This window comes from uncultured Dokdonia sp., from assembly GCF_937910895.1.
Classification (GTDB): domain Bacteria; phylum Bacteroidota; class Bacteroidia; order Flavobacteriales; family Flavobacteriaceae; genus Dokdonia.
In genome coordinates, this window is the sequence record NZ_CALEMI010000018.1 from 18,980 (window position 1) to 36,730 (window position 17,751).

Genomic DNA, 17,751 nt, shown 5'->3' on the forward strand with positions numbered 1-17,751 from the left:
GGAAGATATGTACGCTTTCGCACTTCAACGGGTTCTGTATAAACTTCGCTTTCGCGAAAGCGTAAACAATTTCGTACCTTTGCATCTCTTAAAATTTAAAAATAAAACACCTATGGGAAAAGGATTTTTTCAAGTACCAATTGCTGTCAACGAACCTGTAAAAGGATATGCTCCTGGCTCTCCTGAAAGAGAAGACGTAGTCGCAGCGTATAAAACACTTTTTAATGCGCATACAGAAGTACCGATGTACATCAACGGAAAAGAAGTACGCACAGGAAATACAAGAACCATGTCTCCTCCTCACGATCACAAACACATTGTAGGAGAATATCACCTTGCCGAAAAGTCACACATAGAAGAAGCGATTGCTGGTGCTTTAGAAGCAAGAACAGCGTGGGCAGAGCTTCCTTGGGAGCAACGTGCAGGTATTTTCTTAAAAGCAGCTGAGCTTATTGCGGGGCCTTACCGTGCTCGCATTAATGCAGCAACGATGATTGCACAGTCTAAGACCGTACAACAAGCCGAGATAGATGCTGCTTGTGAACTTATAGATTTCTTGCGTTTTAATGTACAGTTTATGACTGACATTTATAACGAGCAACCAGAATCTACTTCAGATGCTTGGAACCGTTTAGAATATCGCCCATTAGAAGGATTTATCTACGCGATTACGCCTTTTAACTTTACAGCGATTGCGGCTAACTTGCCTGCAAGTTGTGCAATGATGGGGAATGTCGTGGTATGGAAGCCATCGGATAGTCAAATGCTTTCTGCTAAAATTATCTTAGATATTTTCCGTGAAGCGGGTGTTCCTGATGGCGTGATCCAAGTTGTACACGGAGACCCTGTGATGATTACCGATACGGTACTCGCAAGTCCAGATTTTTCTGGATTACACTTTACAGGATCTACACACGTATTTAAAGACCTTTGGGCAAAAATAGGAAGCAATATTCACAACTATAAAACGTATCCTCGTATTGTTGGAGAAACAGGAGGAAAAGATTTTATCGTTGCACATCCATCTGCAAAAGCAGATCAAGTGGCTACGGCTATTGTACGTGGTGCTTTTGAGTTTCAAGGACAAAAATGTAGTGCCGCAAGCCGTGCCTACATTCCAGCTAGTTTATGGCCAACGGTTAAAAAACAAGTAATAAAAGACGTCAAATCTTTTAAAATGGGATCGCCAGAGGATATGGGCAACTATATTACAGCGGTCATTCACGAAGGTTCTTTTGATAAACTTGCCTCTTTTATCGATCAAGCAAAAGAAGATGCGGATGCAGAAATTATCGTAGGAGGTGGTCATGATAAATCAAAAGGATATTTTATAGAACCTACGGTTATTGTAGCAAAAGACCCAAAATATTCAACGATGTGTACAGAGCTTTTTGGCCCTGTGATGACCATATACGTATATGAAGATGCAGATTGGAGCGCTACCCTAAAGCTCGTAGATGAAACCAGTGAGTACGCCTTAACAGGTGCTATCCTTTCTACGGATCGCTATGCGATTCAAGAAGCGACTAAAGCACTTCAAAATGCTGCGGGTAACTTCTACATCAATGACAAACCAACAGGTGCTGTTGTAGGACAACAACCTTTTGGAGGCGCAAGAGCTTCTGGAACCAATGACAAAGCAGGTTCTGTTTTAAACTTATTACGTTGGGTAAGTCCGCGTATGATTAAAGAAACATTTGTAACGCCTGTAGATTATAGATATCCGTATTTAGGAGAATAGTTTTTATGCTTTCGCGAAAGCGTATACTAGAATATTAAAGGCTGCCGAGAGGTGGCCTTTTTTTATTCTATATCCAATGAATTAAAAATCGTAGGAAACTAGATTATTATATAATACTAACTATAATTATTTTCAAATAATCACCAACTCTTGCTTAAGCGCATAAACCACAAGTCCTGCTACATTACGCACTCCTAGCTTGATAACTAAATTTTTGCGATGTCCCTCTATGGTTCTAGCGCTAAGACAGAGAATGTCTGCGATCTCACTTGTTGTATGCTCTTTACAAATAAGTTCTAGTACTTCTTGCTCTCGAGAAGTGATAGAAACAGGGATGTCTTTATCTTCAGAATTATTCCCTTTATAGCGGATCACTTTCTGCAATAATGTATTTATTTTATCATTAAAATAATAGTCTTGCTGCATGACCATTTTGATGCTTTCTACGACTTCTTTTGGTCGTGTATTTTTTAGTAAATATCCATTAGCACCAAGTTCTATCATTTTAATAATATGCCGGGCTTTATCGTGAACACTCAATATAATTATTTTAATGGATGAGAAATTTTTTGTAAGCATCTTAATGGTCTCAAATCCGTCCATCACAGGCATTCTAATATCTAGTAAAATCACATCTGGAAGTTGTCGATATTTTTCTATTTCTTGTAGCAATGCTTCTCCATGGGGAGCTTCAATAATAACATCAAAATCTTTGTATTCTTGTAAAATTTTCACAATCCCAATACGGAATAATTCATGATCATCTGCAATGGCTATTTTTATGGTTGTGTCCAAATTCATGTTATCTCTTTAAAATTAAAGTAGCTTTTGTTCCTTTTTCTATCTCACCTCTAATATCGAGACTGGCTCCTACTATCTTTGCTCTATTGATCATATTTTTAATGCCGCTGCCTCTTGCTATCGTATCTTCACTATATCCTTTTCCATCATCCGTATAATCTACGTTAAGAGAATATTGTTTATAGCTGACTGACAATGTAATAAGATTTGCTTCGGCATGTTTAATAGTATTCGTAATAAGTTCTTTTACAATCCTATAGATAGCTAATTCTGTTGAAAATGGAAGCCGATCTTCGTTTCCATTACAAACAAAATCTATTTGTAATTGTCCGCTTTCTTGAACTTGATAGCATATATCACTCAAAGTAGCAACGAGTCCGTAGGTTTCTAGGGTGTAGGGTGTGATATTATAGGAAATTTCGCGTACACTATTTAATAAGTTATCTAATTGTTTTTGAATATTCTTAATTTTTATAGACTCTGTTTGGTTGTTTTCATACTCTTGTTCTAGGCTAGACATTGATAATAATATGGTAGAGATACCTCCTCCGATTTCATCGTGTAAATCTGCTGCAAAACGTTTACGCTCTTCTTCTTGAATAGCTACACCGGTTTCTACCAATCGCTGTTGATGAATTAATTGTGCTTCTATAATTTTTCTTTTATAAACAAGCACAAATACGATAATGGAGAGGGCAAGAATAAACATACCTATCATGCCAATACCAAGTACTAATGAGAGATTATCTGTTCCGGTTTGATCCATAAACCAATAGTTATTAATAGGTAATGCATACAGAGAAAAAGTGCGTGAATAACCCAAACTTCTTTAATCTCATAACTATTAGACTGTAACAAAAGATTGCTAAATCCAAATAATAAAAAAGAACCTGAAAAATAAATAAGGGCTGCTGAGTTTAACCAAAAAAGATCATTCCTTTCTAAGTAAACAACTTTTTTTTCTTTAAAAATTTTAAAAAAATAAGTGATTGAAAGTCCTACAAGGATAATGCTCTCTAATGAACGACTATTAGAATTAAAAGTGGATAAGGGTTGTAAAAAAACACTATTAACTACTGAAAAAACAATAAAACTTATTCCTAAAACAAATAGTATTTTTTTCATAATCACACTTTCAAAAAGCAGATAATATATTACAATCCATCCACAAAATTCAAGCACTGTATAAAAATGTAAAAGATATAAGTTATTTTCTTTCAAACCCCATAAATACCTAGAAAACAATGCTACGATTACAGAAATAGTTAAGAGAATAAAAAGGATATATTTTATAGTATTAAAAGACTTAAAACGAAAAAAAATACCGACTAGCAAAGGCACCAAAATAGACATTTGAGCTGTTTTGAAAATAATATCGAAATAATCTTTTAACATTGTCTATAGGTTCAAGATACTAGTTTACAACTAAACACCGTGGTATAAAGGGCTTTTTTCATTACAACTAGAAGAGAATTCATTCTCTTTACTACAAAGTGTTGTTTTATTTATTTGAAGAATCTTAGTAACATCATCTTCCCCTTTACTATTTACACCCACCATAATCGAAAAAGGAAGTTTGTTATTTGATTCGTCCAAACCAAAATAAACTCTAATACTAGCAGATTCTGTACGATCCATTGCTATTGCTAATTGATTCAAATCATATAAAAATGATTTTAGTGGATGTTGTTTTTGCCAAGCAAGCGTCCAAGTAATTGCTGTGTTCAAGGAAATTTCTTGTAGTCTTTCAATACAACTTAAATTTTCAGGAGGCACTCTAAATGTTACTGGATTATTTTCTATGACTGCACCATGATATAACGGACTACGCATATCACAAGTAGATGGGCACGGCATTGCAAAATTATATATTTTACTATTGGTATCATTCCCAATAATATCTTCACCATCACCTGCTACACCGACAGCAATCATCTCAACAACACCTTTATTCAAACCAAAATAAAAATGTATTTTTTCTGCATCCTTTTCTGCACGAATGCAGGCTATCTCATTGCGGTGAAACAAAAAAGCCTTTAAGGTATTTTGCTCTTGCCACTTTGCTGTTAATAAAGTTGCTTTTTCCGAAGTGATTATATTCCATTGATTCATATTCATAGTGCACGTATTATATGTAATTATATATTCATTTAAAACATACAATATTAGATAATTATTTCATTGATAACAATAAGGTAATTCCCTTGAATTTACCCCCGTATTTTCCCGTACGAAAATTCAGCAACTTTTACTCTTTTCAAAAGCTTAAGGTTTTATAAAATTTGTAATGGAGTTATTGATGTACTTGCTAGTGTATGGATCCTAAGTACATAAACAACTCAGAAAAAATAAGTACTAATATAAAATCACTACTAATGAGTAAGCATTCTATTCAAATCAATTCAATTTATTGTGGCGGCACCTCAGAGACTGGACATGACGAAGTATATCTCGTGTGTCAAGCAGATGCAGGACTTCCTATCCATATTCCATCAGGTATAAACACTGCAAACAGTATGGCAAAAGGAGATACGTGGACCTTCGATAAAATTATACTCAACTTTGAGTATGAGGTACTAGTTACCTTGTGGGATCGTGATGTAAGCTACGACCCCAACCTAGCCACCTACCTACAGAGCAATGATTTTCAGCCTGGAAGCGGTACAGGTTCGATACAATTAACTAATCGCAATGGAGCAAATTATACTATCTATTATACATATATAGACTAATTGCAACTAATTTATTTTAACTAGTAATAAATAATTAAACATCATGAATACTACAATAAATACACAAATTGCAAATTATGCTGGAATATATCAATCCATGTCTTCGCCAGCTGTTGCAAAATCAAAACAACCCTATACACCAACTGACGCTGAAAAAAAAGTTTTTACAGAAGCGAAATATGCTTGGGAAACGTATAGCAAATCTGCTGCTGGAAAAGCAGAACTAAAAACAATTGCCGCTATGGATGTTCCTGCGGCTAGATCTTCTGTAGGAGACATCTTAGACAATCCAGCATTTGCAAAACTTTTACAAATGTTAAATACATTAGACCTTCCTGCAAGTAGTTTCTCTTTTGGCGTTACTATGGAGTTAGAACTTATTTTAGGATTTGAAGCTGTTCTTGGAGTAGCAATCGGCATAGGAGATTCCAAAAATCTAGCATCATCAGAGTTCTTGACATTAGGATTAACAGAAGGTATAGATGAAGGCGGATTAGTTGGTGTTCAATTTGGACTTTGGAAAAACGCTCCAGCTGATATTGGAGGTTACTCTTGGAGTACCGAAATAGATTTAGGGTTAGGCGCTGAAGTAGAAGTGGCTGGTTCTTATACTGCGTCAGGAGGAATACTAGGAGCTACACTTACCATAGGTGGCGGAGAAGAAGATGGTGCAGATGAAGAAGAAAGCTACACATTTATTTTAGGTAATCAAGAAGGAGATGGATATTTAAAACCCGTTTATCAACCTCGAAAAAATAATTTCCTTATTATCACAAGTATGAAATGTGACAGTACGCAAAGTGATGGTGCTGGAAGTGCTAATGAAGTGTATTTTACATTTCAAGCAGATGGAGACACACTATATCATTACCCTACTTACGATTATTTATCTATGGAAAGTGGTGATACTTGGAATTGTGGTCGCTCTGTATGGTTTAATGAGACTGTCCAGGTTAATGCGTATGATGAAGATGATACTAGTGGTGATGATCCTATTGGAAATTTCACAATAAATATTTCTGATTTAACTCTAGGAGGAACTAAAACGTTTAATAGTACTAAAGACTATTCTACAACTTTTGACACTGTGAAGTATACTATTAATGTGAAATTAGTAGCTCAAAATGTGCAAAACTAATTTTTCAAATAGTATATAATAAATTGTTTAAGTGGCAATCAGATGAATTTTTAAATTCATCTGATTGCCACTTATTTTAAAATAATATATCTATTTTTTGATGATCCGTACATCATAAATTACTCCTTCCTAAACAAATTCACCGTCACCGAAGCCAACTCTGAATTTGGAAATTTCTGCCCCAAACGCTGATCTGGAAATAATCCTGCTTCTCCTAAAATTTTATGAAAAACAGGTACTTCCAAAATATATTGATCTGAAAAACCATGGGTCGCATCATACGCTGTGACGGCTGTTTTGCCAATATGCTGTGATGCAATTTCTGGCGGAACGGTGTGCAACTCGATGACTAGTAATCCAAACGTAGCTACATAAGGTGCCCATCGTTCAAAATGTTCTAACAACGAATCTTCCACCAGATGATTTGGGATCCGCTCCCCTTCATACGCATACGCACCTGTAGAATCACTGACCCGTAATGAAGTTCTTGACGTAGGCGTTTTCCAAATACGATTATGATCTAGGAAAGAACGCACATTTAAGAGTTCGCTTAAAGAAACCCCATACTCATCTTGAAGGTCTTTTGCTAATCGATCTGGATCGCCAATATCTCCCCAAACCACTTTGGCCCAGATTTCGGCTTGTACTAGATTGCCTTTGGTAATATTTAATGCAGCTTCATTATAATCGGCACCTACCAAAATAAGCGGATGTTCGTCTAACATGCGTCCGCGCAAGGTTTGTTTTTCAATGACATTAAAGAGATGAATCAAAAACGCACCGTTGCCACATCCCATATCGAGGATTCCCTTCGGTTGCTCTTCTATAGGTTTATTAAATAAATGAATAATAATTTCATCTACTACTTTAAAATAACTTGCGTGTGCACCTCCACTTCCCCATACATTCATCGCCCGATCGACATGCCCTTCTTTATGTCCATCTCCAGCTTCTTTGGCAGCTTTAGGATTTCCAAAAAGTAGTTCATCCAAGGTACGTAAGGTTGGAATATAGGATACGGTCACACCATACGCACTGGCACGTTTGGCATAAAAAAGTCCTTTTTCTGTAAATTGATACGTTCCGTGATGAGACGTAAACAACTCAAAATAACATAAGATATCTAATAAATCTTTAAAATTACTTCCATCTTTATGGAATTCTTCAGGCTTAAAACTAGCCTGCATAAAGTATTTATGAAACATCCCTCCCATCGCTAGATGTACTAAGGTAGGTCCTAAAATAATCCCTTCAATATGTTTTAAAACCTGATGCTGAATTGTTGCTATGTGTTCATCATCTGCAATGGTAAGTCCATAATTATTTTGAAAGGCGTTGAAAATATTTTTCAACATTTGAAAAGGTTCTTTTTCAAACTTCCGATCATGAAATTTTGCTGAAAATTTTTGAAGATTGACTACATCTTCATACAAAGGAAAGAGACGAAAAGCAATCTCACTAGAGGAGGTTATATTATATGTTACATCACTTCCATCCCCATCTATAGATTGGGTAAGCCATCCCTGAGAACATAGTATTCTTAAAGCCACATTGAGATAGCCTTCATTGGCATGATACGCGCTTGTCAACTCAGACAACCTACACGTTTTTTCTTGAAGTAATTGAGTTGTTATTCCTTTAGTATATAACTCATACGCAACAGGAGCTGTAACAATCCCATCCAAGTGTCTAAATAAATCTGAACGGTATAGGGTATAATTGTTTTTTGTAGTCATGTCACTAAATATAATGAAAAATGCTACATACCAGCTTTATATCCCTTATAAGAATGTTTCATCTTTTTTAAAAGGAAGTTTGCTCACTCAAAAGTACCGTTCCCTCATTGATCATTTTATAGCACATGAACTTCAAGTATGTTTGACCTAACTAATTAAATAATTATCTTATGAAACAGATTACAATTCTCTTTATCGCATTCCATTTCTTTGGTCTTACTAATGCACAAACCTCTATTCATGGCTCCGTTTCAGATCGCATCGACCCTTTGCCTTGGGCGAATATTTACATTAAAAATAGCATTGTAGGAACCGTAGCTGACGAGGGTGGAAATTTCACCATAGACGCAAAAAAAGGGGACACACTTGCTATCTCGTACACGGGATATCAAACCCAAGACATTGTCATAAACAATCAAAAAGAAATTGCTATCAAATTAGAAGGAGAGTCGTTAGATGAGGTTATTATTGTGTTTCAAGAAATTAAAATGGAGAGAAGACCTTTCGGTTGTTTTAGAAATTATTGTAACTACTGCACTTGCACCTCTACAGGCATTAAAATTGAAGCAACACCCAATGATGAAGCATCAAAAAATACAAATCTATCTTTGTTTCCAAATCCATCGTCTGATGGTATATTCAACCTCAAGATGGCAAGCAGCTATAGAGAAGTCAATGTATATGTAACTAATTTGTTAGGGCAACAAGTAGCGTCAAGAGTATATCAAAACACCAACAACAGGATTACATTAGATGTATCGTCATTGCGTACAGGTATTTATTTAATAAATAGTGTGGCAGACGGAAAACCATTACCTACTCAAAAAGCAATTAAAAGGTAATGTTGAGGTATACGCTTTCGCGAAAGCGTACTATAATCTGTTACACTCTTAAAACACCGCGGCTGCAATCTGACGAATATTATCACTCTTTCCCATCGAATAATAATGCAATACAGGAACGCCAGCCGCTTTTAATTCTTTACTTTGCTGGATACACCATTCGATCCCTACTTGACGGATCGCTGCCGCATCTTTTGCATTGACCACTTCCATAACAAGCGCATCTGGCACATCTACGCTAAAACGTTGCGGGATCATGTTCAGTTGTTTTCTTGTCGCGAGCGGTTTTAATCCTGGGATAATAGGTTTTGTAATACCTGCGGCTCGACATTTTTCAACAAAGTCAAAGTATTTCTGATTGTCAAAAAACATTTGTGTGACGACATAGCAAGCACCTGCCTCCAGTTTTTTCTTTAAAAAATGAATATCACTTTCCATACTTGGAGCTTCTAGATGCTTCTCTGGATATCCTGCGACACCTATACAAAAATCTGTTTTGGCGCTGTTTTGTAAATCTTCATCTAAGTATGTCCCATGATTCAAAGCAACGATTTGCTCCACTAAATCCTGGGCATAGATGTTTCCGTTTTTATTGGGCTTATAATAGGTCTCACTTTTTACCGCATCACCCCGTAAGGCAACCACATTCTCAATCCCTAAAAAGTCCATGTCAATTAAGAAATTCTCTGTGTCTTCTTTTGAAAACCCACCACAGAGTACGTGAGGTACGGCATCAACACTATACTTGTTTTGTATAGCAGCACAAATCCCTACAGTTCCAGGACGTTTACGAACTACTTTCTTTTCTAAAAGTCCATCTTCACGTTCTTTATAAATATATTCTTCCCGATGATAGGTCACATCGATAAATGGAGGTTTAAATTCCATGAGCGGATCTATATTATCAAAAATGGTGTTGATATTCTGTCCCTTGAGTGGGGGTAGAATTTCAAAAGAAAATTCAGTTTTGTTTGCCTCGATGGCTTTTGCTATATGGTCTCTTACTTTCATAAAATAATTTCATTTTCATTTCCGCGAAGGCGGAAATCTTATTGCTTATTGCACTCGCAAAAGCCAGGTATTTTTTATTATTATATTCACCCACACACTTCGACAAGCTCAGTGTGACATTCTTAGTAGGTTATTTTTTTATTGGAAGCTTTCTCTATAAAAACACCTCCCTCAATCCCTCCTTATTAGGAGGGAAGTTTTCTGTTATTTATCAATCTGCAATGTTGGGGGCTAACCATTTTTCCGCTTTCGCGAAAGCAATCCCTTTCCGCTTAGCAAAATCTCTCACTTGGTCTTCTTTTATTTTTCCTAACCCAAAATAACGTGCTTCTGGATGCGCAAAATAATACCCGCTAACACTTGCTGCTGGCCACATCGCCAAGCTATCGGTAAGCGTCACACCTATACTTTTTTCTACATGTAATAATTCCCAAATCGTTTCTTTTTCTAAATGATCTGGACAGGCTGGGTATCCCGGTGCTGGTCGAATACCTTGGTATTTCTCTTTGATAAGTTCGTCGTTTGCGAGCGTTTCATCGGTAGCATATCCCCAATGTTTTGTGCGGACTTCTTTATGGAGGTATTCTGCAAAGGCTTCGGCGAGACGGTCTGCGAGTGCTTTGATCATAATGGCGTTATAATCATCTAATGCTTCTTCAAATTCTTTTGCTTTTTCTGCGGTTCCAAAACCTGTGGTTACACAAAAAACACCTATATAATCTTGTAATCCGCTTTCTTTTGGAGCAATAAAATCGGCTAGGGCGATGTTTGGTTTTCCATCTGCTTTTTGAGATTGTTGGCGTAGGGTTCTGAATACTCCCTCTGTCCTCTTAGCTTGTCCTTCGACAAGCTCAGGGTGACAATTTGTACTCCTTTTTTGATGTGAGTTCTCGACTGCGCTCGAACGGACAAGAATATCATCATCATTGACGGTGTTTGCTTCAAAGAGTCCGAATGTTGCTTTGGCGGTGAGCCATTTGTCATCAAAAATTTGTTGAAGCATTTCTTGAGCATCGGCAAATAATTCGGTGGCTTGGTTGCCTACAACTTCGTCGGTTAAAATGTCTGGATATCGTCCGTGTAGATCCCAACTTCTGAAAAATGGACTCCAATCTATATAATCTTCGAGTACACGGAGATCGAGTGCTGAAATGGTTTGTATTCCCAATTGTTTTGGCTTAACAATATCTTCTGCCTTCCACGTGATTGAAAATTTATTGCTCCGCGCCCTTTCTATCGAAACATATTTCTTAACGCGTTGTCTGTTGTTAAAGCTTTCGCGAAAGCGTGTATATTCTTCTTTTAAATCATTTTTAAAGGTGCCTTTGGAATCCTTTTTCAATAAATCTCCTACCACAGTTACCGCACGTGAAGCATCATGTACGTGTACGACCGCATTTTTATATTCTGGATCAATTTTTACAGCGGTATGTGCTTTGCTGGTGGTGGCGCCACCAATCAAGATGGGAATTTTAATATCTTGACGTTGGAGTTCTTTGGCGAGATACACCATCTCATCTAGCGACGGAGTGATCAATCCGCTTAATCCTATAATATCTACTTGATGTTCAATAGCGGCGGCAATGATTTTTTCTGGTGGCACCATTACACCTAGATCTATAATTTCATAATTATTACAGGCTAAGACCACCGAAACGATGTTTTTTCCAATGTCATGAACGTCGCCTTTTACGGTTGCCATTAATACTTTACCGTGCCCCCCAACCCCCGAAGGGGGAGTTTCAGACTCAAGCGCTTCCAAAATCTCTTCCAGAACGGTGTCAATCTGATGTAGCACTTGATGATTTGTAAAACGAATAACTTTAAAACCCTTAGCTTCTAACCAATCCGTTCGTTCTTGATCACTCGTTTTATTTTCGGGTAATTGATGGATTGATCCATCTACTTCAACAATCAAATTCTTTTTAAGACATACAAAATCAGCAATAAACTGACCTATAATATGTTGCCTTCTGAATTTAAATTCTTCTAAATTTTTACCAGCTAAAGCATTCCAAAGTATAGCTTCTGCCTCTGTAGGTTCATTACGCATTTTTTTTGCGTGGCTTTTAAGTAGCCCATACAAAACTGGATGTGCCGTTTGCCACGCTTGCAACTCCCCCTTTGGGGATCGGGGGGCTCTTTTTGCTTCTTCGATGTATGGTAAAAGGTACGCCACTGCTTTTTTCATGACTCTGGCACTTTTTACGACTTGTGGCAAGAACATCTTTCCGCTTCCAAAAAGGTCGCCTACCACATTCATACCTGTCATTAAATGTCCTTCGATTACTTGAATAGGCGCCGATACGGATACACGTGCTTCTTCTACATCTTCTACTATATATTTATCAATTCCTTTGACTAGTGCTCTTGTGATTCGGCTTTGAACGTCTTCTTCTCGCCAAGCTTCGGCTTCTTTTTCGGTGACTACTTTTTGACCTACGGTTTCAGCAAAATCTAATAAACGTTCGGTGGCGTCTTCTCTTCGGTTGAGAATAACATCTTCCACACGTTCTAATAAATCTTTTGGAATATCATCATATATCTCAAGCATCGCAGGGTTGACAATTCCTATGTTCATTCCTGCTTTAATGGCATGATATAAAAAGACAGAGTGCATGGCTTCACGCACAGCATTATTTCCGCGAAAGCTAAAAGAAACGTTACTCACTCCTCCACTCACACTACAATGTGGTAAGTTAGTACGCACCCATCGGGTGCCTTCTATAAAATCAATCGCATTTAATTTATGTTCATCCATTCCTGTTGCGACAGGAAATATATTGAGGTCAAAAATGATATCTTCTGGCGGGAAGTTGACCTCATCTACAAGTATATCATAACTGCGTTTTGCAATTTCTATACGTCGGTCGTAGTTGTCTGCCTGTCCTACTTCATCAAATGCCATAACAATCACCGCAGCGCCATATCTTTTGATAAGCTTTGCTTGCTGTTTAAATTGTGTTTCTCCTTCTTTAAGACTTATGGAATTTACGACACATTTTCCTTGCACTACTTGAAGACCCGCTTCTATGATTTCCCATTTGGAGCTGTCGATCATAATAGGAACACGCGAAATATCTGGCTCGGCAATGACAAGGTTTAAGAACTTGACCATCGCTTCTTTGCCATCAATCAATCCGTCATCCATATTGATATCGATGATCTGAGCGCCATTTTCGACTTGATCACGTGCAACGGATAGTGCTTCATCAAATTTTTCTTCTTTAATGAGTCGTAAGAACTTTTTTGATCCCGCTACATTGGTACGCTCACCTACGTTAATGAAGTTACTTTCTGGCGTAATTATTAAAGGTTCTAAACCAGAAAGCTTTAAATATCTTGGAGTTTCTTTGCTCATAATGCTATCGGTCTTGGGGTGACTCCTTCTACAATACTAGCAATCGCTTTGATATGTGCTGGGGTGGTGCCGCAGCAACCGCCTACAATATTTACTAGATTTTTATCTACGTACTTTTTAATTTGAGATGCCATTTCTTCTGGGGTTTCATCATATTCTCCAAAGGCATTGGGTAATCCTGCGTTAGGATGGGCTGAAATTCCAACTTCTGTTCTGGAAGCGATGGCTTCTAAATGGGGTTGTAATTGTTTGGCTCCTAGGGCACAATTAAACCCTACAGACAACAACGGAATATGAGAAATAGAAATTAAAAAGGCTTCGGCGGTTTGTCCAGAAAGGGTTCTTCCTGAAGCATCGGTAATGGTGCCACTGATCATGACGGGAACATCACTATTACGCTCTTCTTTTACTTCTTCGATGGCGAAGAGACAGGCTTTTGCGTTGAGGGTGTCAAATACGGTTTCAACTAGGAGGACATCTACCCCTCCGTCTAGTAAAGCCTCCACTTGTTGTTTGTATGCGATACGGAGTTCGTCAAACGAGATAGCACGATATCCTGGGTCATTGACATCTGGCGACATACTGGCTGTTTTATTGGTAGGACCAATACTTCCTGCGACAAAACGTGGTTTGTGTGGTTCTTTTTCGGTAAAGGATTGTGCGACTTCTTTGGCAATTTTCGCGGAAGCGTAATTCAAATCATACACATAGGCTTCCATCTCATAATCTGCCATGGCAATCGTGGTACTTGAAAACGTATTAGTCTCCACAATATCTGCACCTGCAGCAAAGTATTTACGGTGTACCTCGGCAATTGCTTCAGGCTGGGTGAGCGAGAGCATATCATTGTTTCCTTTTACAGAAAGATGGAAGTCTTTAAAACGCTCTCCTCTAAAATCCTCTTCTGAGAATTTATAGGCTTGTAACATCGTTCCCATAGCGCCATCCAAGATAAGAATGCGTTCTTTAAGAGCTTTATGTAGTGTATTCATTTTTAGTTTCTAGTCAATCATTAAGCGCAACAGATATTGAAAAGAAATAGAGATGCAACCCCTTTGGAGCTTACAGCTAAAAATATATATCAAGATGATGTATAGGTAATCGACCTATAGTTGTGTTATCTATACCTAAAACGGATAGAATGTAGCACCTTCTTTCAAGGGAAAGGGTTGCTAAGGTTTCACAGGGTCTAATCCCTCCACCTTTCTTGATAACTTTTCAATATGTACTGAACTTTTGTGAGTGCAAATATTGCGATATAAAAATGAATTATCCAACCTTTATTAGAAAAAAAATCTATTGAAATCGAATAAGTGTGATTTTATAGAAATTTTTTCTTCAATTATCACAATTCATAGATTCCTGATGAGAGATATCGATCTCCTCGATCGCAGATAATGGCTACGATAAGTCCGCTGTCAATTTGTGCGGCTACTTTTAAAGCCACGGTTACAGAACCACCACTACTCATTCCTGCAAAAATACCTTCTTCTCTTGCTAATCGTTGTGTCATGGCTGTGGCTTCTTGCTGACTTACTTCAATTACTTGATCTACTTTACTCCGATTAAAAATACTTGGCACATATTCTGGTGACCATTTTCGAATCCCTGGAATTTTAGACCCATCTGTGGGTTGTCCTCCAACGATGGTAATTGCCGAATTTTTCTCTTTGAGATAGGTAGAAGTTCCCATAATGGTTCCTGTGGTTCCCATGGCTGATACAAAATGTGTTACTTTACCATCTGTGTCATTCCAAATTTCAGGACCTGTTGTGGCATAATGTGCTTTCCAATTATCATCATTTCCGAATTGATCCAGCATAAAATAGCCTTTTTCGTCTCTATATTGATTGGCGATATCACGTGAGCCTTCAATACCTCTATCTCCACCTGTCAGAACAATCTCTGCTCCATAGGCTGCCATGGTTTGTACACGTTCTCCCGTAGCTGTCTCTGGCATTACTAACGTAATTTTCAAACCTAATACTGTTGCTACCATTGCCAGCGCGATTCCTGTATTTCCGCTTGTGGCTTCTACCAAATGATCTCCCTTTTTGATATCGCCTCTTTCTAATGCTTTTGAAATCATATTAAAAGCGGCTCTATCTTTTACACTTCCTCCAGGATTATTGCCTTCTAGTTTTAGGAGAAGTTGAACCCCTTCTTTTTGTAATAACCGCTGTGGTGCCACTAAGGGTGTGTTTCCGATCTGTCCTGTAATGGGATTAACTTGCATAGTTGTTTCTTAATTTGGTTTTAATGGCACTTTGATGACTTACAATCGTATTAGGTGGGATAGATTCTGTGATCCAAACATTGGCGCCTATAATACTATTTTCGCCTATCGTAATATCGCCACCTAAGATCGTGGCGTTGGCATAAATGGTAACATGATCTTCAATAGTAGGATGCCTTTTTATATTAGCAAGCTCTTTACTCACCTGAACACCACCAAGAGTAACTCCCTGGTATATGGACACATTATTTTTAATTACTGATGTTTGACCAATGACAATACCTGTTGCATGGTCTATAAAAAAAGACGCTCCTATTTGTGCTCCTGGATGAATGTCTGTTCCTGTTACGCCGTGTGCATACTCACTCATCATTCGAGGTAAAATTGCTACATTCATGTTTAGTAACACATGACTCATCCTGTATATAGCAATCGCATAAAATCCAGGATATGCTAGATATACTTCTTTAATACTTGTTGCCGCTGGATCTTTCTCAAAAGCAGCTTGTGCATCTAGGGCTAGTTTTTCTTGAATTTCAGGAAATTGTTTTATAAATCCATCCCAAATCTGTTGTGCATTGGTGTGATCTAAGGTCTCTAGAATCTCGATAAATTGTTTTTTGATCTTTTGCGATTGTTTACTACCTACATTTGTGATTTCGTAGAGACTATAGAACAATTCTTTTGTGAATTTTTCTACTTCGCATTTAAGTCGTAGTGGCCAGTTGTGTATCGAGTCCATATTCAAATTCTTGTTTTAAACTTCTTGAGCTACTATTAGTTTTAATCCGTTGAGATGTTCTATGATAGGGATCTGACAACTTAATCTACTATTTTCCTGTACATGAAATGCTTCTGCAAGCATTGCTTCTTCATCATCTTCCATCTCATTCAATGGATGTTTTGATATGATGTAACATTGTCAGGGAGCACACATTGCCATACCTCCACAAACACCGATGGTACTTTCTGGAGCGAGTTCATACGAACGAACAACTTCCGTTAGATTCATAGCTATATCTGTAGGCGCTAACACTTTGTGTTGCACTCCTTCTCTATCTGTTATATACAGTTACATCTTCTATATCTCCAGCGCTTAGACGATTGCTCTTACAATAGCTTTCGGCGCTTCTTTTTTTGTTCCATCAAATCCTTCAACGCCTCCTACCGTGGTATACTTCATTACGTATTTTTTATCCGGAAAAATACGTTTATAAGCGCTTTGACACATTAAGGTAGCTTCGTGAAAACCACAAAGAATCAATTTTAATTTGCCTGGGTAGGTATTTACATCGCCTATAGCATACACTCCCGGAATATTCGTTTGATAGTCTAACGTATTATCAACTTTGATAGCATTTTTTTCTATCTCTAATCCCCAGTCTCCTATAGGTCCTAATTTTGGCGAAAGCCCAAACAAAGGTATGAAATGATCTGTATCTAAAATGAACGGATCTTCTCCTATCTTCTCCACAACGACTCCTGTTACATGAGTATCGCCTAAGATGCCTTTAATTTCTGCAGGCGTTACCAAATTAATTTTTCCTAAATTTTTTAATTCCTGTACTTTTTCTACAGAATCTAAGGCACCTCTAAACTCAGTACGTCTATGTACTAAGGTTACTTCACTTGCAACATTGGACAAGAAAATACTCCAATCTAACGCTGAATCTCCACCTCCTGCAATCACGACTTTTTTATCACGGTATAGTTCTGGATCTTTAATAATATATTCCACCCCTTTATTTTCAAATTTAGAGAGCTCTTCTAGTAGTGGTTTACGAGGCTCGAAACTCCCGAGGCCGCCAGCAATAGCGACTATAGGTGCATGATGTTTTGTTCCTTTATTGGTGGTTACGACAAACGTCCCATCTTCTAGTTTTTCTAACGTTTCTGCGCGCTCTCCTAAGGTAAATTGAGGTTTGAAAGGTTCAATCTGTTTCATGAGATTATCGACCAAATCACCCGCTAACACGTCTGGAAAACCAGGAATATCGTAAATGGGTTTCTTAGGGTAAATCTCTGCGCACTGACCTCCTGGGATAGGCAATGCATCGATAAGATGGCATTTTAGTTTTAATAATCCTGCTTCAAAAACAGTAAATAATCCTGTAGGCCCTGCGCCAATTATTAATATATCTGTTGTAATCATT

Annotated in this window: 15 protein-coding genes, 1 pseudogene and 1 riboswitch; of the genes and pseudogenes, 4 read left to right on the top strand and 12 right to left on the bottom strand. The window is 37.6% G+C overall.

Annotated elements, in window-relative coordinates; all coding sequences use genetic code 11:
• Window positions 1–112 precede the first annotated feature (112 nt).
• On the top strand, window positions 113–1,741 hold the full coding sequence (gene pruA / locus Q0505_RS01680; protein ID WP_299208092.1) for an L-glutamate gamma-semialdehyde dehydrogenase: 1,629 nt from the start codon (window positions 113–115) through the stop codon (window positions 1,739–1,741).
• A gap of 132 nt (window positions 1,742–1,873) precedes the next feature.
• On the opposite strand, the gene Q0505_RS01685 is transcribed toward pruA, so the two are convergent.
• The 4 genes from Q0505_RS01685 to Q0505_RS01700 are packed head-to-tail and all read right to left on the bottom strand — an operon-like array spanning window position 1,874 to window position 4,660.
• Window positions 1,874–2,542, bottom strand: coding sequence for a response regulator transcription factor (locus Q0505_RS01685; protein WP_299208094.1), 669 nt, complete (start codon window positions 2,540–2,542; stop codon window positions 1,874–1,876).
• Between the two features lies 1 nt (window position 2,543).
• Window positions 2,544–3,308, bottom strand: a complete 765-nt coding sequence (locus Q0505_RS01690; RefSeq protein ID WP_299208095.1) for a histidine kinase — start codon at window positions 3,306–3,308, stop codon at window positions 2,544–2,546.
• Complete coding sequence (locus tag Q0505_RS01695; RefSeq protein ID WP_299208096.1) at window positions 3,275–3,937, bottom strand: hypothetical protein; 663 nt, start codon at window positions 3,935–3,937, stop codon at window positions 3,275–3,277. Before Q0505_RS01695 ends, Q0505_RS01690 begins: the two co-directional genes overlap by 34 nt.
• A 30-nt stretch (window positions 3,938–3,967) precedes the next feature.
• Window positions 3,968–4,660, bottom strand: a complete 693-nt coding sequence (locus tag Q0505_RS01700) for a hypothetical protein (RefSeq protein WP_299208097.1) — start codon at window positions 4,658–4,660, stop codon at window positions 3,968–3,970.
• A gap of 257 nt (window positions 4,661–4,917) precedes the next feature.
• Here Q0505_RS01700 and Q0505_RS01705 point away from each other — a divergent pair, with 257 nt between their 5' ends.
• Together Q0505_RS01705 and Q0505_RS01710 are read left to right on the top strand one after the other, a co-directional pair.
• A complete protein-coding gene (locus Q0505_RS01705) occupies window positions 4,918–5,274 on the top strand; it encodes a hypothetical protein (RefSeq protein WP_299208099.1) in 357 nt (118 codons plus the stop codon).
• Window positions 5,275–5,317: 43 nt separating this feature from the next.
• Window positions 5,318–6,412: a hypothetical protein gene (locus tag Q0505_RS01710; RefSeq protein ID WP_299208101.1), complete on the top strand. Its 1,095-nt coding sequence runs from the start codon at window positions 5,318–5,320 to the stop codon at window positions 6,410–6,412.
• Window positions 6,413–6,531: 119 nt separating this feature from the next.
• Here Q0505_RS01710 and Q0505_RS01715 read toward each other — a convergent pair whose 3' ends face one another.
• Window positions 6,532–8,148, bottom strand: coding sequence for a class I SAM-dependent methyltransferase (locus Q0505_RS01715; protein WP_299208103.1), 1,617 nt, complete (start codon window positions 8,146–8,148; stop codon window positions 6,532–6,534).
• Between the two features lie 170 nt (window positions 8,149–8,318).
• Between Q0505_RS01715 and Q0505_RS01720 the strand changes: the two genes are divergently transcribed.
• On the top strand, window positions 8,319–8,990 hold the full coding sequence (locus Q0505_RS01720) for a carboxypeptidase-like regulatory domain-containing protein (protein ID WP_299208105.1): 672 nt from the start codon (window positions 8,319–8,321) through the stop codon (window positions 8,988–8,990).
• 48 nt (window positions 8,991–9,038) lie between these two features.
• On the opposite strand, the gene metF is transcribed toward Q0505_RS01720, so the two are convergent.
• From metF to Q0505_RS01755, 7 genes and pseudogenes are all read right to left on the bottom strand, one after another.
• Window positions 9,039–10,001 carry a methylenetetrahydrofolate reductase [NAD(P)H] gene (gene metF, locus Q0505_RS01725; RefSeq protein ID WP_299208107.1) on the bottom strand — a complete coding sequence of 321 codons (963 nt, stop codon included), beginning with the start codon at window positions 9,999–10,001 and terminating at the stop codon, window positions 9,039–9,041.
• Between the two features lie 211 nt (window positions 10,002–10,212).
• The gene (locus tag Q0505_RS01730) at window positions 10,213–13,362 is read right to left on the bottom strand and encodes a vitamin B12 dependent-methionine synthase activation domain-containing protein (RefSeq protein WP_299208109.1); all 3,150 of its coding nucleotides are present in this window, start codon (window positions 13,360–13,362) and stop codon (window positions 10,213–10,215) included.
• Entirely contained in the window at window positions 13,359–14,354 is a 996-nt protein-coding gene (locus Q0505_RS01735; RefSeq protein WP_299208111.1) for a homocysteine S-methyltransferase family protein, read from the bottom strand. Before Q0505_RS01735 ends, Q0505_RS01730 begins: the two co-directional genes overlap by 4 nt.
• Window positions 14,355–14,476: 122 nt before the next feature.
• Window positions 14,477–14,579: riboswitch (SAM riboswitch) on the bottom strand.
• 128 nt (window positions 14,580–14,707) lie between these two features.
• Entirely contained in the window at window positions 14,708–15,598 is an 891-nt protein-coding gene (gene cysM, locus Q0505_RS01740; RefSeq protein WP_299208113.1) for a cysteine synthase CysM, read from the bottom strand.
• Window positions 15,588–16,340 (bottom strand): serine O-acetyltransferase EpsC, encoded by a 753-nt coding sequence (gene epsC, locus Q0505_RS01745; protein ID WP_299208115.1) that lies wholly within the window; start codon window positions 16,338–16,340, stop codon window positions 15,588–15,590. The genes cysM and epsC overlap by 11 nt, the downstream gene beginning before the upstream one ends.
• Before the next feature lie 15 nt (window positions 16,341–16,355).
• Window positions 16,356–16,676: pseudogene (locus Q0505_RS01750) on the bottom strand (ferredoxin).
• 18 nt (window positions 16,677–16,694) lie between these two features.
• Window positions 16,695–17,750: an NAD(P)/FAD-dependent oxidoreductase gene (locus Q0505_RS01755; protein WP_299208117.1), complete on the bottom strand. Its 1,056-nt coding sequence runs from the start codon at window positions 17,748–17,750 to the stop codon at window positions 16,695–16,697.
• Window position 17,751 lies beyond the last annotated feature (1 nt).

Coding starts and splice junctions, on each gene's coding strand:
- pruA (WP_299208092.1), top strand. CDS start 113: ATGGGAAAAGGATTTTTTCAAGTACCAATTGCTGTCAACGAACCTGTA.
- Q0505_RS01685 (WP_299208094.1), bottom strand. CDS start 2,542: ATGAATTTGGACACAACCATAAAAATAGCCATTGCAGATGATCATGAA.
- Q0505_RS01690 (WP_299208095.1), bottom strand. CDS start 3,308: ATGGATCAAACCGGAACAGATAATCTCTCATTAGTACTTGGTATTGGC.
- Q0505_RS01695 (WP_299208096.1), bottom strand. CDS start 3,937: ATGTTAAAAGATTATTTCGATATTATTTTCAAAACAGCTCAAATGTCT.
- Q0505_RS01700 (WP_299208097.1), bottom strand. CDS start 4,660: ATGAATATGAATCAATGGAATATAATCACTTCGGAAAAAGCAACTTTA.
- Q0505_RS01705 (WP_299208099.1), top strand. CDS start 4,918: ATGAGTAAGCATTCTATTCAAATCAATTCAATTTATTGTGGCGGCACC.
- Q0505_RS01710 (WP_299208101.1), top strand. CDS start 5,318: ATGAATACTACAATAAATACACAAATTGCAAATTATGCTGGAATATAT.
- Q0505_RS01715 (WP_299208103.1), bottom strand. CDS start 8,148: ATGACTACAAAAAACAATTATACCCTATACCGTTCAGATTTATTTAGA.
- Q0505_RS01720 (WP_299208105.1), top strand. CDS start 8,319: ATGAAACAGATTACAATTCTCTTTATCGCATTCCATTTCTTTGGTCTT.
- metF (WP_299208107.1), bottom strand. CDS start 10,001: ATGAAAGTAAGAGACCATATAGCAAAAGCCATCGAGGCAAACAAAACT.
- Q0505_RS01730 (WP_299208109.1), bottom strand. CDS start 13,362: ATGAGCAAAGAAACTCCAAGATATTTAAAGCTTTCTGGTTTAGAACCT.
- Q0505_RS01735 (WP_299208111.1), bottom strand. CDS start 14,354: ATGAATACACTACATAAAGCTCTTAAAGAACGCATTCTTATCTTGGAT.
- cysM (WP_299208113.1), bottom strand. CDS start 15,598: ATGCAAGTTAATCCCATTACAGGACAGATCGGAAACACACCCTTAGTG.
- epsC (WP_299208115.1), bottom strand. CDS start 16,340: ATGGACTCGATACACAACTGGCCACTACGACTTAAATGCGAAGTAGAA.
- Q0505_RS01755 (WP_299208117.1), bottom strand. CDS start 17,750: ATGATTACAACAGATATATTAATAATTGGCGCAGGGCCTACAGGATTA.